At 47.7% G+C, this 13,330-nt stretch carries 14 protein-coding genes; 2 read left to right on the forward strand and 12 right to left on the reverse strand.

Annotated features, from left to right (window positions below; genetic code table 11):
- Positions 1-18 precede the first annotated feature (18 nt).
- The 5 genes from ACESON_RS02815 to pta form a co-directional block, all read right to left on the reverse strand.
- Positions 19-1,887 (reverse strand): diguanylate cyclase, encoded by a 1,869-nt coding sequence (locus tag ACESON_RS02815; protein ID WP_373108391.1) that lies wholly within the window; start codon positions 1,885-1,887, stop codon positions 19-21.
- 229 nt (positions 1,888-2,116) lie between these two features.
- Positions 2,117-2,299, reverse strand: coding sequence for a 50S ribosomal protein L32 (gene rpmF / locus ACESON_RS02820; protein WP_177958682.1), 183 nt, complete (start codon positions 2,297-2,299; stop codon positions 2,117-2,119).
- 3 nt (positions 2,300-2,302) lie between these two features.
- Positions 2,303-2,830, reverse strand: a complete 528-nt coding sequence (locus ACESON_RS02825; RefSeq protein ID WP_177958681.1) for a YceD family protein — start codon at positions 2,828-2,830, stop codon at positions 2,303-2,305.
- A gap of 312 nt (positions 2,831-3,142) precedes the next feature.
- On the reverse strand, positions 3,143-4,336 hold the full coding sequence (locus tag ACESON_RS02830) for an acetate/propionate family kinase (RefSeq protein WP_177959020.1): 1,194 nt from the start codon (positions 4,334-4,336) through the stop codon (positions 3,143-3,145).
- A gap of 89 nt (positions 4,337-4,425) precedes the next feature.
- The gene (gene pta / locus ACESON_RS02835; protein WP_177959019.1) at positions 4,426-5,424 is read right to left on the reverse strand and encodes a phosphate acetyltransferase; all 999 of its coding nucleotides are present in this window, start codon (positions 5,422-5,424) and stop codon (positions 4,426-4,428) included.
- A 189-nt stretch (positions 5,425-5,613) separates the two neighbouring features.
- On the opposite strand from pta, the gene ACESON_RS02840 reads away from it, so the two are divergent.
- A complete protein-coding gene (locus ACESON_RS02840; protein WP_373108393.1) occupies positions 5,614-6,939 on the forward strand; it encodes a nucleotidyltransferase family protein in 1,326 nt (441 codons plus the stop codon).
- 90 nt (positions 6,940-7,029) lie between these two features.
- Here ACESON_RS02840 and ACESON_RS02845 read toward each other — a convergent pair whose 3' ends face one another.
- The 7 genes from ACESON_RS02845 to ACESON_RS02875 form a co-directional block, all read right to left on the reverse strand.
- A complete protein-coding gene (locus ACESON_RS02845) occupies positions 7,030-8,214 on the reverse strand; it encodes an SAM-dependent methyltransferase (protein WP_373108395.1) in 1,185 nt (394 codons plus the stop codon).
- A gap of 25 nt (positions 8,215-8,239) precedes the next feature.
- The gene (locus ACESON_RS02850; RefSeq protein ID WP_373108397.1) at positions 8,240-9,604 is read right to left on the reverse strand and encodes a PFL family protein; all 1,365 of its coding nucleotides are present in this window, start codon (positions 9,602-9,604) and stop codon (positions 8,240-8,242) included.
- A gap of 78 nt (positions 9,605-9,682) precedes the next feature.
- Positions 9,683-9,955 carry an ACT domain-containing protein gene (locus ACESON_RS02855; protein ID WP_177959016.1) on the reverse strand — a complete coding sequence of 91 codons (273 nt, stop codon included), beginning with the start codon at positions 9,953-9,955 and terminating at the stop codon, positions 9,683-9,685.
- A 102-nt stretch (positions 9,956-10,057) separates the two neighbouring features.
- Positions 10,058-10,855 (reverse strand): MBL fold metallo-hydrolase, encoded by a 798-nt coding sequence (locus ACESON_RS02860; RefSeq protein ID WP_177959015.1) that lies wholly within the window; start codon positions 10,853-10,855, stop codon positions 10,058-10,060.
- The gene (coaE, locus tag ACESON_RS02865; protein WP_177959014.1) at positions 10,842-11,438 is read right to left on the reverse strand and encodes a dephospho-CoA kinase; all 597 of its coding nucleotides are present in this window, start codon (positions 11,436-11,438) and stop codon (positions 10,842-10,844) included. The genes ACESON_RS02860 and coaE overlap by 14 nt, the downstream gene beginning before the upstream one ends.
- Positions 11,438-11,896 carry an SseB family protein gene (locus ACESON_RS02870; RefSeq protein WP_177959013.1) on the reverse strand — a complete coding sequence of 153 codons (459 nt, stop codon included), beginning with the start codon at positions 11,894-11,896 and terminating at the stop codon, positions 11,438-11,440. Before ACESON_RS02870 ends, coaE begins: the two co-directional genes overlap by 1 nt.
- Positions 11,897-11,975: 79 nt before the next feature.
- Entirely contained in the window at positions 11,976-12,455 is a 480-nt protein-coding gene (locus ACESON_RS02875) for a 2-thiouracil desulfurase family protein (RefSeq protein ID WP_177959012.1), read from the reverse strand.
- A 167-nt stretch (positions 12,456-12,622) separates the two neighbouring features.
- On the opposite strand from ACESON_RS02875, the gene sfsA reads away from it, so the two are divergent.
- A complete protein-coding gene (sfsA, locus tag ACESON_RS02880) occupies positions 12,623-13,312 on the forward strand; it encodes a DNA/RNA nuclease SfsA (protein ID WP_177959011.1) in 690 nt (229 codons plus the stop codon).
- The last annotated feature ends 18 nt before the right edge of the window (positions 13,313-13,330 follow it).

Genomic DNA, 13,330 nt, shown 5'->3' on the forward strand with positions numbered 1-13,330 from the left:
TGTCTTTCACAGAGTATTTTAAAAACCTGCGTATATAGAATACCCGTTGCGTCCGTTCTTTTTTACATCGTAAAGGGCCTTATCCGCCCGCTCATACAGCTCTCGGAAGGTTACCCCCTCCTCTGCCACAGCAATACCAATGGATGCGCTTACCTTAACCCTTTTGCTGTCCTTCTCATAAGGTCTTTGCAAAATCCGATTCATCTTCTCCGCGCACTTCTTAATCGCATTGGTGTCTGCCGCATCCTGAATGAACACCATAAACTCATCTCCGCCTACTCTGCCGGACAGATCTCTGCTGCGGATTGCTGACTTTAAATTCTGCGCCATTTCCTGAAGAACCCGATCTCCTGTCATATGTCCGAGAATATCATTTACGTCTTTAAAATGATCCAGATCCAGCAAAAACAGGGCTGACATCATAGCCTGGGGCTTTTTCAGTACTTCCTCTACCGATGTAATAAAGGTTTCCCGATTGTAAAGTCCGGTCAAAACATCGTATTTTGTTTTCTGGCTGACAGCCTCCAGCTCCTGACTCTTTCTCATCTGCTCTGCATAATCCTCCAGATAACCAATGACGCTGTCAGAATTGACTGTAACCAGATGAATCCTCATCCAGGTCATTCCCTTTCCCATATCCATTTCAAGAATAACAGGCTCAGAATCTCTTCCTTCAATGGCTGTATCGTAAATTCGCTGATATACCGCCAGATCGCTGCTGCGAATTTTTCCGTTTTTCAGCATAAATTCCGGCGAAAAATCATCCATCATCTCATAATCTGGCTGCCCATCCTCTCCATGATACAGCTTCAGCCATTTTTTGCTGGTATTGATCTCAAAAGGAATATTCTTCGTTTTTCCCATTACCATTCGAAACAGCTCAGTCTTTACCTCCAGCTGGCTATTCTGCCGCTCTGTTGTTTTCTTATTTCGATAAACGAGAAGCAAAATCAAGAAAAACCACAATCCCAGAAAGCAGGTCAGAGAAGAAAGCATATGTATGGTAAATTCCCGAATCTTTCCAATGTATCTGTCTGGAGAACTGCCCGCCAGAACAGAAAAGATATACCAGTTATTGATTCCCAGGGGCCGGAAGGTTGCATAGCGGCTGCTGCCATCCTTAACCCGAAAACAGACAATCCCCGACTCATGATTTTCCACGCGGCTGCGGATTGATTCCACGGTATCTCCCTGAGGGAAGCTGCACTTGCCAAGCTCATCCCAGATTGACGTCGAGCCATTCCAGGCGGAAAGATCGGATGAACGGCTGATATATGCCCCTTTGTCATCGATAATATAAAAATTCCGTTCCCGATCTCCAGTTTCTTCCACCTTTTTCGCTATTACATCAATGGGATATCTGCCCCAGATAGCTCCCACTGCTCTGCCATTCTCATGAATCGGCACTGCAATCAGAATTTTCCCCAGCTTCTTTTCCCCGCTTATGAGCAGATCCGATACGTAAATCTCGTTCTTCAGAATTGCCTGCAGAACTGCCCGATCTCTTAATCGCCTCTGGATTCCGCTGTCATTCATACTCCATCCATCTGGACGAATCACTCCCACCACAGTAAAATCCGTATGCTGCTTTATGTTCTGCAGAAATTCCACCGTATCCTCCAGCGTGTTTTCCGCATCTGACAGATAGTACGCTCTCGCATTTTCCCGAAGCACATCGACACAGTCCTCCATTTCCGTGTGAAAAATTTTTGTTATATAATTGGAGGTCAATTCGATCTGATTAATTTCCTGCTTTACCACAGTTGCCCGGATATTTTTCGAATAATAAAGGAAGCGGAAATACATTGTTACAGTAGAAATTAATAATACCGAAACAATAATAAAAACCGTCCAGCTGGAATTTTTCTTCCCCACCATCCCTTTCATATCATCCCCCCAGATCATCCTTTGTCTCTGAAATATTATATCATAGCATCCCCTTTATTCACAAGTGCCAATCCTGTCCATCCTAAAACACATTGTATCCGTTCAGCCATGCAACCTTACAATCCATTTCATAGGACGCACCTTCCTATGACATAAAAAACAAGACCCTTGGAGCAACTCCAAAGGCCTTATTTCGCTTGTTATATTGATTGAGCAAAATTACTCTGTATTAGTCTTCAACCTTAACGATTTCTCTCTTGTTGTAAGAACCGCAAGATTTGCAGACTCTGTGAGGCATCATCAGGGCGCCGCACTTGCTGCACTTTACTAAATTCATTGCGCTCATTTTCCAGTTAGCTCTACGTTTGTCACGTCTTGCTTTGGAAGATTTATTCTTAGGACAGATAGACATGGTTTACACCTCCTTAAACTTTTGAAATAAATCCTGGATTGCTGACATTCTTGGGTCAGGCGAACTTCTATCACAGGAACAAGTCGAGTAATTGAGATTCGCACCACATCTATTGCATATCCCTTTGCAGTCTTCCCTGCACAATACCTTCATAGGCAGATTCAGCAATAGCTCGTTACTGAGCAACCGGTCTACATCCAGAGTATAACCGCTTACGTAGGGCTGTTCGTCCAAATCCTCCGCACGCTCCTCCTCAGTCCGCTCCAAATCCAGTTCCTCCTCCAAATCAAGGGAGAACGGACACTCTACCGGCTCAAGGCATCTGCTGCAGGGAATCTGCAGAGTTATCTCTGCGCTTCCTGTCAGGAGAAGCTTTCTGTTGCCAAGATTCCGAATCTGTAGGGATACAGGTCCTTTTGACACAATCGGGAACGCCTCCTTCATTGTAGTAAGCGTGTCCATGTCAATACTGCATGTGTAGGTTTTTTCTTTTCCTTCCCTGGAAAACAGCTCTGTCAGGTTAATCAGCATATTAATCTCCTAATACGCACCTATGATATTATACACAGGCGCTTTTCTTTTGTCAACCGGTTTTTTCAGAAATTACCAGAGACAATTCTTTCCTGCAAGAAAGAAGCTCGCTCACGAGCTTCTCCGCCTGCGGCGGGTCACTTCTGCGACAAAATTCTCTTCCGCCGCATGGCGATCCTCGCGGAGCGTTTTTGTGTCATAGGACGCAATTTCCTATGGCATAAAGAATGTGCCTTGGCACATTCCTGCGCCGAAGCATGGCTACGTCATCAGCCTTTTCCTCTGGCGCACAGTACCCATCCTTATGGAACGTTAGATCAGAGCCTTGGTTTCTCTTGCGATAGCCAACTCCTCATTGGTGGGGATCAACATAACCTTTACCTTGGAATCCGGAGCAGAAATCACAGCATACTTGCCTCTTACATCATTAGCCTCGTCATCGATCTTAACGCCCAGATAGCCCAGATACTCGCAGATAGCTTTTCTGCCAGCCTTGTCATTCTCACCAACGCCTGCGGTAAATGCGATGGCATCTACACCATTCATAGCTGCAGTGTAAGCGCCAATGTATTTTGCAACACGGTAGATAAATGCATCCAGCGCAACCTCTGCCAGATGATTGCCTTCCTTCTTAGCTGTCTCAATGTCACGGAAGTCGCTGGAAACGCCGCCGCTCATGCCCAGAACACCAGACTTCTTGTTGAGAATATTCAGAACCTCGTTCACGTCCTTATTCTCTTTGTTGCAGATATACTGAATCACAGCCGGATCCACATCACCGCTTCTGGTACCCATAATCAAGCCCTCGAGAGGAGTCAGACCCATGCTGGTGTCTACACACTTGCCGCCAATAGATGCAGATACGCTGGCACCGTTGCCCAGGTGGCAAACAATAACCTTTGCGTTCTCCGGATCCAGGTTGCCGAACTTAATTGCTTCACCGGAAACGAACTTGTGGCTGGTTCCATGGAAGCCATAGCGGCGGATGCTGTACTTCTCATAGTACTCGTGAGGAATTGCATACATATATGCCTTCTCCGGCATGGACATACCAAATCCGGTATCCCATACTGCTACATTGGGCTTTCCAGGCATTGCCTCTTCACAGGCTTCAATTCCCATCAGGTTTGCCGGGTTATGCAGCGGTCCCAGATCGAAGCACTCGCGGATTACGCGCTTTACATCCTCGTCTACTACGATAGAATCGCTGTAAACTCTGCCGCCGTGCAGTACCCGGTGTCCGATAGCGGAAATCTCGTCGGTGCTCTTGATTACGCCATGCTCTGGATCCTGCAGAGCATCCATAACCATTTCGATTGCTACCTTGTGGCTGGGCATAGGATTCTCAACAACATATTTGTCCTTACCAGAAGGCTGATGGGTCAGCTTAGAACCATCAATTCCAATTCTCTCACAGAGACCTTTTGCAATTACGCTCTCATCTTCCATATCAATCAGCTGATATTTCAGAGAGGAGCTTCCGCAGTTAATAACTAAAATCTTCATAATCCGAATTTCTCCTATATCTACATTCTATCCGTTTTTCTTTGAATCCGTTTCAGAATTTCTCACAGGGTATCCCCTGCTGAATATTCTTACTCAGCGTTCTGACACTGAACAGCAGTAATTGCAACAACGCCTACGATATCGTCAGCAGAACAGCCTCTGGACAGATCGTTTACCGGCTTTGCAATACCCTGGCACATGGGGCCGTAAGCCTCAGCCTTGCCCAGTCTCTGAACCAGCTTATAGCCAATGTTTCCTGCATCCAGATCCGGGAATACCAGAACGTTTGCCTGTCCTGCAACCTTGCTGTCAGGAGCCTTGGAAGCGCCGATTTCCGGAACGATTGCTGCGTCAAGCTGCAGTTCGCCGTCTAATGCCAGCTCCGGAGCCATCTCCTTGGCAATTCTGGTTGCCTCTACAACCTTATCTACATCTGCATGAGCAGCACTTCCCTTGGAGGAATGAGACAGCATTGCTACCTTCGGCTCCTCACCGGTCAGCATACGGAAGCTCTCTGCAGAGGAAACTGCGATTGCTGCCAGTTCTTCCGGATTCGGGTTCTGGTTCAGGCCGCAGTCTGCAAATACGAAGGTTCCGTTGTTGCCAAACTGACAATCCGGAACTTCCATCAGGAAGAATGCAGAAACCAGCTTTGTGCCCGGTTTGGTCTTAATAACCTGCAGGCAGGGACGCAGGGTGTTTGCAGTAGAGTGGCATGCGCCGGATACCATACCGTCAGCATCGCCTTTTTTGATCATCAGGCAGCCGTAGTATGCATAGTCGCTTAAAATGGTTTCTCTTGCTTTCTCAGGGGTCATGCCTTTTGCTTTTCTCAGTTCAACGAAAAGGTCAATGTACTCCTGTGTCTTCTCATAGGTCTGCGGATTGATAATGGTAGCGCCGGAAATATCCAGTCCCTCGCTGTGTGCACCAATATCCTCCGGTGTACCGATAATGATCAGATTTGCCAGTCCTTCTTTCAGGATCTTCTCAGCTGCAACCCATGTTCTGCGGTCCATGGACTCCGGCAGTACAATCGTCTTTTTGTCAGCTTTCGCTTTTGCTTTGATTACATCAATAAATCCCATGATAATACCCCTTTCATTATTTTGTTGCATATAGTTCTATTATAAACGGTGTAAAAATAGGAAACAAGCTGTATTTCTCTTTTTTTTGCATTTTTTATCAAACAATGGTTTTTTTCTCCCTTTACGGACAGCCCAAATGTGATTATAATGGAAAATCATCAGACTTTTACACCAAAGGAGCCGGAATTTATGAGAACAGTAGGAATCATTGCAGAATACAATCCCTTTCATCGAGGGCACGAATACCAGATCCGGCAGGCCAGAGAAGCCCTGGGCGCCGACTGGATTGTGGCGGCTGTCAGCGGAGACTTTGTACAGCGGGGGGAACCGGCTGTTTTTGACAAATACACCCGTACTGCCATGGCTTTAAGCTGCGGCGTGGATCTGGTTATCGAGCTGCCCTCCGCCTTTGCCACAGGAAGTGCAGAAGACTTTGCCGCCTGCGGCGTCTCTCTTTTGGATCAGACGGGAGTTGTAGACACTCTGTGCTTTGGCAGTGAATCCGGAGATCTGTCATCTCTGCAGGCTACAGCAGAACTTCTCTGTCAGGAATCTTCAGACTTTCAGGACATTCTCCGCGGTCTGTTAAAGCAGGGAATCTCTTTTCCTGCGGCCCGGGAAGCCGCTCTCAGAGAAACCATTGCCGCGCAAAGACAGACGGAATCTCCTCAGACCTCTTCCATGACAGCCGATACCGGACGAGACAGCGCCGATGCCTCCCTTCTCTCCACTCCCAACAATATTCTTGCCATAGAATATTTAAAAGCCCTGAAACGGCGGAAAAGCTCCATCACACCGGCATCTATTCAGCGCAAGGGGCAGGGCTACCACGATACCTCAGTTCCCGCAGAAGCCGCTTTTGCCTCCGCTTCCTTTCTTCGGAAAAGCTTCCGGGAGTCGCATTCCCATGGCGCCATTTTTGCTCCGTCTCATAAGAACGTTCTCGCTCAGATTCCGGAACCGGCTCTGGCTGCCTGCATTCAGGAGGCGGCCCTTTCTGCCCCTGTATTCCCGGACGATCTTTCCGCCCAGCTTCAGTATCGTCTGCTGCAGGCCGTCCAAAGCCATGAGGATCTCAGCCGCTATGCCGATTTTTCCCCGGAGCTTGCTGACCGGCTTTTGGGCCTTTCTCTTTCTCCCGCCGGATTTTCTCAGAGGATTGAGCAGCTGAAAACAAAGCAGTACACCTATACCCGCATCAGCCGTGCCCTGATTCACCTGCTTTTAAATCTTACCAAAGAAGCCCAGCAGAGACAGAAGGAGGCAGATTATGCCGCTTTCATCCGCATTCTGGGCTTCCGCAAATCCGCTGGACCGCTTTTAAATGCTATGAAGAAACATGCCTCTCTTCCCATAATCACAAAAACAGCCAACGCAGGAAAAATTCTTCCTCCCCAGGCCATGAACTGGTTTGAACAGGATCTTTTCGCCTCCCATTTCTACCAGTCTCTTGTTTACCAGAAGGGCCGGAAAATGAAAAATGAATATACCCGGTCTGTGATTCTGTATCCCTGAAAAAACGTAAACTATCAAAAATGAGTATCGCAGATTCATCATGTTCGATCAGAATCCAGCGATACTCTTTTTGCATCTCACGATTATTCTTTATCTGTCTTCCAGCAAAGAAGCCAGAGTAGGTTTTACAGAAAGGAAGTCCATAATTTCCTGAAGTTCCTTTTCGTTGTGCTTTTTTCTTCCGTCCCAGACTGCCCGGATCAGAATATTTTTCGGTGTATGCTCCATATCAATAAACTCCAGAATCTGGGTGCGGTAGCCCTGTCCCTCCAACAGCTGAGCCCGCAGTGCATCCGTATAAAGCGCTGCCATTCGCTCCTTTATCAGACCGTACTGAAAAACCGGCTTCATCTGTTCATTTTTCATCTGGCGGTTCAGCTCATGCTGACAGCAGGGAACCGAAAGAATCACTCGGGCGCCCCATCGAACAGCCTTGGCAAGGGCATAATCCGTTGCCGTATCACAGGCATGGAGAGTCACGACCATATCCACATGATCCACGCCCTCATAGCTGGCAATATCTCCGTGGTAAAACCGGAGCTTTTCATATCCATACTGCTCTGCCAGCAGATTGCAGCGGCTGATTACATCTTTTTTCAAATCCAGGCCAATAATCCGCACCGGATATCCCTTCAGGCAGTGAAGGTAATGATACATGGCAAAGGTCAGATACGACTTTCCACAGCCAAAATCAATGATGGTCGTCTCCCGCCCCGGATCCAGATTCGGCAGAATGTCTTCGATAAACTCCAGAAAACGGTTGATCTGACGGAACTTATCATACCTGGTTCGGACGATCTTCCCTTCTTTGGTCATGACACCCAGATCCACCAGAAATTCTACCGGTTTTCCTTCCTCCAGCACATACCGTTTTTTCCGGTTATGAGCCAAAATTACTTCTGATGCCAGGCGATTTTCCTCCTGGTTCTCCTTCTGCTTTGTCTGAGCTGCCCGTTTGATCTTGACAGTCACAGTACCCTTTTTGCTGACCAGTACAACAGCGCTTCCCAGACCGGAAATCACCTCTCCGTTGCGCAGACCTCCGGACAGAAGCCCTGTTACATAGCCGCAGATCTCCTCAGGAAGCAGATTCTTATGAAAAGCCTGGGTTCCTACCAGCTCCTCCGCCTGGAACAACAGTCTGCCCCGCAAATTGACTGGCCGGATTCGTACCTTCAAAATCCCGTCCTTCTGGACTGGATTACTGAAAATCATCTGATGAAGCTGCTCATTGGCAAACAGCTCCACCATGGATTCCACTGTCTCTTTTTTCATATGATCGCTCCTTTAAGATGGTGTCTTAATTTTTAAAGCTGTGAATCGGCGCAGGAATCCGTCCTCCGCGGCTTACAAACTTCTCACAGGAGTAGGAGTTCACCGGCATAACCGGAGCGTAGCCCAAAAGTCCTCCGAACTCTACGGTATCGCCTACTGTCTTTCCAATCACAGGAATCACTCGAACTGCTGTTGTTTTCTGATTGATCATACCAATAGCCGCCTCATCAGCAATCATACCGGCAATAGTCGTATCCGGAGTGTCTCCGGGAATAGCAATCATATCAAGACCAACAGAGCAGACACAGGTCATGGCCTCCAGCTTCTCCAGAGTCAGCGCCCCCAGAGATACTGCATCAATCATTCCCTGATCCTCACTGACCGGAATAAACGCGCCGCTTAATCCGCCCACATAAGAGGATGCCATAACGCCGCCCTTTTTCACCTGATCATTTAACATGGCAAGCGCTGCCGTTGTGCCCGGTGCGCCAACCCGTTCCAGACCGATCTCCTCCAGAATCTCTGCAACGCTGTCTCCCACTGCAGGAGTCGGAGCCAGCGACAGATCAATAATGCCGAAAGGAACACCCAGACGCTTAGAAGCCTCCTGGGCAACCAGCTGACCGACGCGGGTAATCTTAAAGGCCGTTTTTTTGATGGTTTCGCACAGCACTTCAAAATTTTCTCCCCTTGCCTTTTCCAGAGCCACCTTTACTACTCCAGGGCCGCTGACGCCTACATTGATAATGGCATCTGCCTCTGTCACACCATGAAAAGCGCCTGCCATGAAAGGATTATCATCCGGCGCGTTGCAGAATACTACCAGCTTTGCACAGCCCAGAGAATCATTTTCCTTTGTTGCCTCGGCTGTCTTCTTGACAATCTCGCCCATAAGCCGTACCGCATCCATATTCAGTCCTGTTTTTGTAGATCCTACATTCACAGAGCTGCAGACACGCTCTGTCTCAGCCAGCGCCTGAGGGATCGAACGAATCAGATTCTCCTCAGCAGGTGTCATTCCCTTGGAAACCAGAGCAGAATAGCCGCCAATAAAGTTTACGCCCACTTCCTTTGCTGCCCGATCCAGGGTTCTGGCCAGAGTCACAAAATCCTCCGGAGACTTGCAGGCGCAGCCGCCCACCAGAGCAATCGGAGTAACAGAAATTCGCTTGTTTACAATCGGCACACCGAAATCACGGGCAATGGCCTCTCCTGTAGACACCAGATCCTTTGCATAGGTGGTGATTTTTCTGTAAATTTTTTCATTGAGCGCGTCCAGATTGCTGTCGCAGCAGTCCAGCAGGCTGATACCCATTGTAATGGTGCGCACATCCAGCTTCTCATGCTCAATCATATTATTTGTTTCATTTACCTCAAACATATTTAACATAGACAGTTCCACCTTTTCCTTTTACTTGTCGTACACCGTTTCTGTCCGGCACAGAGCCTAAACTGCACCGGATTTCCATCAGATTCGATGCATTTTTGTAAAGATTTCTTCTCTCTGGCACTTAATGGTTACGCCGATTTCCTCGCCTACCTTCTCCAGTTCTATGGAAACCTCTTCAAAAGAGCCGGTAGCCTTCTCCATGTCTACAATCATCATCATGTTAAAATACTCCTGTACAATTGTCTGGGAAATATCCAGAACATTGACTTGCTTTTCTGCCAGGTAGGTACATACCTTTGCAATAATGCCCACCGTGTCTTTTCCTACTACGGTAATAATCACCTTACTCATATCTGTTCCACCTCTCTGATTTTTCATTTATGATATCCATCCCACTTCTGCACGGAAAAATCCCATGTACCAGGAAGGCTCATCTCTATGTATGGCTTTTGCTTACAAATTCACAATCTCTGACATCTGATCCCGTCCGGCTACATCAATCGGAAAATCTCCAGCCCGGTAAGGACAGTCTCCCTGATCAATCTCCAGGCGAACGGTCTCATAAGCCAGTTCTTCATAATTATTTTCCTTACTTAAATGTCCCAGAAGAATATGCTTCATCTGATCATGTAAAATATAATTCAGCAAACGTCCTGCATTTTCATTGGAAAGATGACCGTGATCCCCCAGAATTCTCCGCTTCAGATAATAGGGGTAGGGTCCAGTCTGCAGCATATTCACATCATGGTTTGATTCCAGAAGAAGAGCGTCAAGCCCCTGCAGATGCTCAATAATATAGGGATCATAATGCCCCATATCTGTAGCTACAGCAACCGATTTTCTCCCATTTTTCACCCGATAAGCCACCGGATTTGCCGCATCATGATCAATGGAAAAGGGAGAAATCTCCAAATCTCCAATAGAAAATTCCACATCTGGAGAAATAGGATGAAAAAGCTCCTTGGGATATTCTCCAAGAGAAGTCTTTGATGCTATTTCGTCCAGAGTTTCCCTGGTTGCATAAATAGGCACACCATGCTTTCTGGCCAGAACTCCAATCCCCTTAATATGGTCTGAGTGTTCATGGGTAATCACCACTCCGTTTAAGTCGCTTCCCTTTAAACCAATGGCGTTGAGTCCCTGCTCAATTCTTTTATTGCTGATTCCCGCATCCACCAGAATGTGAGTACGCTCTGAACCGATATAAATACAGTTGCCGCTGCTGCCGCTGGCAATGCTAACGAATCTCATTGGTAACTTCCTCCATCATCCGGCAAATCTGACTGCGCACTGTCTCCAGACTTCCGTTGTTGTCAATCACATAATCCGACAGCTGCAGAAAATATTCTCTGTCCGGCTGATTTTTCATAATATCCAGGCATTTTTCCCGGGAATACCCCCGTCCCTCCATCAGGCGGTGAATCCTGTTTTCCTCACTGGTATCCACAAACACCAAATGGCGGCACAGACTGCGGCTCTGCTCACTAAAAAGAGCTGCCTCTACTGCTGTAACTGGGCAGGGTTCCTGAGCAATCATTTCCCGAATTCTCTGCCAGGTCATGGGATGAATCACCTGATTTACCATCTCCAAAGCCTTCTCATCTGTAAAAATCCGCTGTGCAAAGGCTTTTCTGTCCAGGCTTCCCTCCTGATTAAGAATTCCTGTTCCAAACAGCTCTGTCAGAGCCAGAAGACCGGGCTCACCAGGCTCCTCAAGGGCTGCCGCCACCTGATCTGCCTGAATGATTCTGGCGCCATATTCCTGACGCAGAATTTCAAGAATCCGGCTTTTTCCAGCTCCCACTCCTCCTGTTATGCCAAGCACAAGCTCCATTAATTCATACCTTCTGCGTTCCGCTTTGCTTCCTGCTGCTTTAACAGGGATAACAAAAGACCTTTGGAAATGCTCACATTTTCGCCATAGGGATTGATTACAAAGCCCTTTAAATCATTGATCTGACGAATCAGAATGTTTCCAAAATCTTCCATCGTCATAATCAGTGCCTGATCGTGTGTTCCGTCTTCATTCCATTTTTCATACTCGTCCATATCGGTAAATGCCAGATAATAATGCTCGCCCTCTGTATTAGCAATGTCTTCAAATTTGATTCTGGTGCTGGGACCAGCCTTCTCTGTCAGAACGGTCTCTTTCAGAATCGGAGAAAGCATTCTGGATTCCATAAGAGCCTCTGCCATAACGCTGCGGGTATGGGCGTTGTCATGCTTTAACATATCCTGCATCGCCTGAACCAGTTTGGGATTCTTTATTTCTTCTGATGACTGATTATTCATATTGTCTGAACCTCTCTTTTCTTGCTTTGATTCTAGCACATACTATATCACAGTTTTTTCATCTCTTCTATAAGAACTTTTATTTTTCTTGTTCTTCCCCTGTTTTAAACGTTTCCAGAAATTCCCGGCATTGGCCGCAGGAAGTCTCTCCAAAAACAGGAATCTTCTCCTGCTCCAGAAGCTGGGCTGTAACGCCGTCTCCCGAAATCAGCCTTCTGGTATACGTTCCATCATAAATCTGCCCCCGTCCGCAGGAGGGGCTTCTTTCTTTTAGAACAGCTGCCCTGCATTCAAAAACTCTGGCCAGGCGAAGCGCCTCCTCAGCGCCTTTTTTGTACTGCTCCGTCACATCTGCTCCTGCTGCAGTCATAACCCGTTCTCCCTGCCGCTCTGCCGGATCCCGCGGCGTAGCAAGACCTCCGTATATTTCCGGGCAAAAGGGAATCAAAGCCGCGTCCCGGGAAAGTTCAAGAACCTGTCTGTTCAATTCTCCTTTTCCGTTGTACCGGCAGTTCATCCCCAGCAGACAGGCACTCACTAAAATACAGGGTTTCTCCATTCTCTCATCTCCTATTACTCTTTTTTCGTCACAGTTCAGCTTTGCATCTTCTTTTTTCCATTTTCCTCTCAAATTCACTTGACAAACGAAAGAAAAACTGGCAAGCTTTCCTATCGTACAGGATGGCTTATTCCTGTGAAAATCATACGAAATACGAGGTCATTTCCATGAAATATGAACATATGATGCCTGCGGTTTTCCAGTCCCGCCCCAACCGTTTTATCGCTTATGCAAAAATCGGAAACTTGCAGGTTACCTGTCATGTAAAAAATACAGGCCGTTGCCGGGAGCTTCTGGTTCCCGGAGCCCCTCTTTTCCTTCAGCACCATCCCAATGCCGCTGCCCTGGGACGCAAAACAGAGTATTCTGTAATCTGCGTCCGTAAGGAAACCGATCATGGTTCCATTCTGATCAATATGGACTCCCAGGCTCCCAATCAGGCTGCGTACGAATGGCTGTGCAGCCAGGGAATCTCCCCGAAGCGGGAAGTCCGCTTCGGCAATTCCCGTTTCGATCTGGCCTTTGAGGAAAACGGCGTTCCTGCCTTTATGGAGGTCAAGGGTGTGACCCTGGAAGAAAACAAAACTGCCCGCTTTCCAGATGCCCCGACGGAACGGGGGCTGAAGCATCTAAAAGAGCTGGAGCTGGCTGCCGCAGAGGGTTGCCGGGCCTACCTTCTCTTTGTCATTGCCATGAAAGGAGTCACTTCCTTTGAAGCCAACCGGGCTACTCATCCAGAATTTGCGGATGCTCTGGCCCATGCCGCAGCCCATGGCGTCCATATTCTTGCCTATGACTGCCATGTCACGCCCAATTCTCTGGATATTGACCGCCCGGTTCCTGTGGCCTTTGTTTAAAGCGCAGCTGTGCTGCCC

Source organism: Lachnoclostridium sp. Marseille-P6806 (assembly GCF_964238185.1).
GTDB lineage: Bacteria > Bacillota > Clostridia > Lachnospirales > Lachnospiraceae > Brotaphodocola.

Coding starts and splice junctions, on each gene's coding strand:
- ACESON_RS02815 (WP_373108391.1), bottom strand. CDS start 1,887: ATGAAAGGGATGGTGGGGAAGAAAAATTCCAGCTGGACGGTTTTTATT.
- rpmF (WP_177958682.1), bottom strand. CDS start 2,299: ATGTCTATCTGTCCTAAGAATAAATCTTCCAAAGCAAGACGTGACAAA.
- ACESON_RS02825 (WP_177958681.1), bottom strand. CDS start 2,830: ATGCTGATTAACCTGACAGAGCTGTTTTCCAGGGAAGGAAAAGAAAAA.
- ACESON_RS02830 (WP_177959020.1), bottom strand. CDS start 4,336: ATGAAGATTTTAGTTATTAACTGCGGAAGCTCCTCTCTGAAATATCAG.
- pta (WP_177959019.1), bottom strand. CDS start 5,424: ATGGGATTTATTGATGTAATCAAAGCAAAAGCGAAAGCTGACAAAAAG.
- ACESON_RS02840 (WP_373108393.1), top strand. CDS start 5,614: ATGAGAACAGTAGGAATCATTGCAGAATACAATCCCTTTCATCGAGGG.
- ACESON_RS02845 (WP_373108395.1), bottom strand. CDS start 8,214: ATGAAAAAAGAGACAGTGGAATCCATGGTGGAGCTGTTTGCCAATGAG.
- ACESON_RS02850 (WP_373108397.1), bottom strand. CDS start 9,604: ATGTTAAATATGTTTGAGGTAAATGAAACAAATAATATGATTGAGCAT.
- ACESON_RS02855 (WP_177959016.1), bottom strand. CDS start 9,955: ATGAGTAAGGTGATTATTACCGTAGTAGGAAAAGACACGGTGGGCATT.
- ACESON_RS02860 (WP_177959015.1), bottom strand. CDS start 10,855: ATGAGATTCGTTAGCATTGCCAGCGGCAGCAGCGGCAACTGTATTTAT.
- coaE (WP_177959014.1), bottom strand. CDS start 11,438: ATGGAGCTTGTGCTTGGCATAACAGGAGGAGTGGGAGCTGGAAAAAGC.
- ACESON_RS02870 (WP_177959013.1), bottom strand. CDS start 11,896: ATGAATAATCAGTCATCAGAAGAAATAAAGAATCCCAAACTGGTTCAG.
- ACESON_RS02875 (WP_177959012.1), bottom strand. CDS start 12,455: ATGGAGAAACCCTGTATTTTAGTGAGTGCCTGTCTGCTGGGGATGAAC.
- sfsA (WP_177959011.1), top strand. CDS start 12,623: ATGAAATATGAACATATGATGCCTGCGGTTTTCCAGTCCCGCCCCAAC.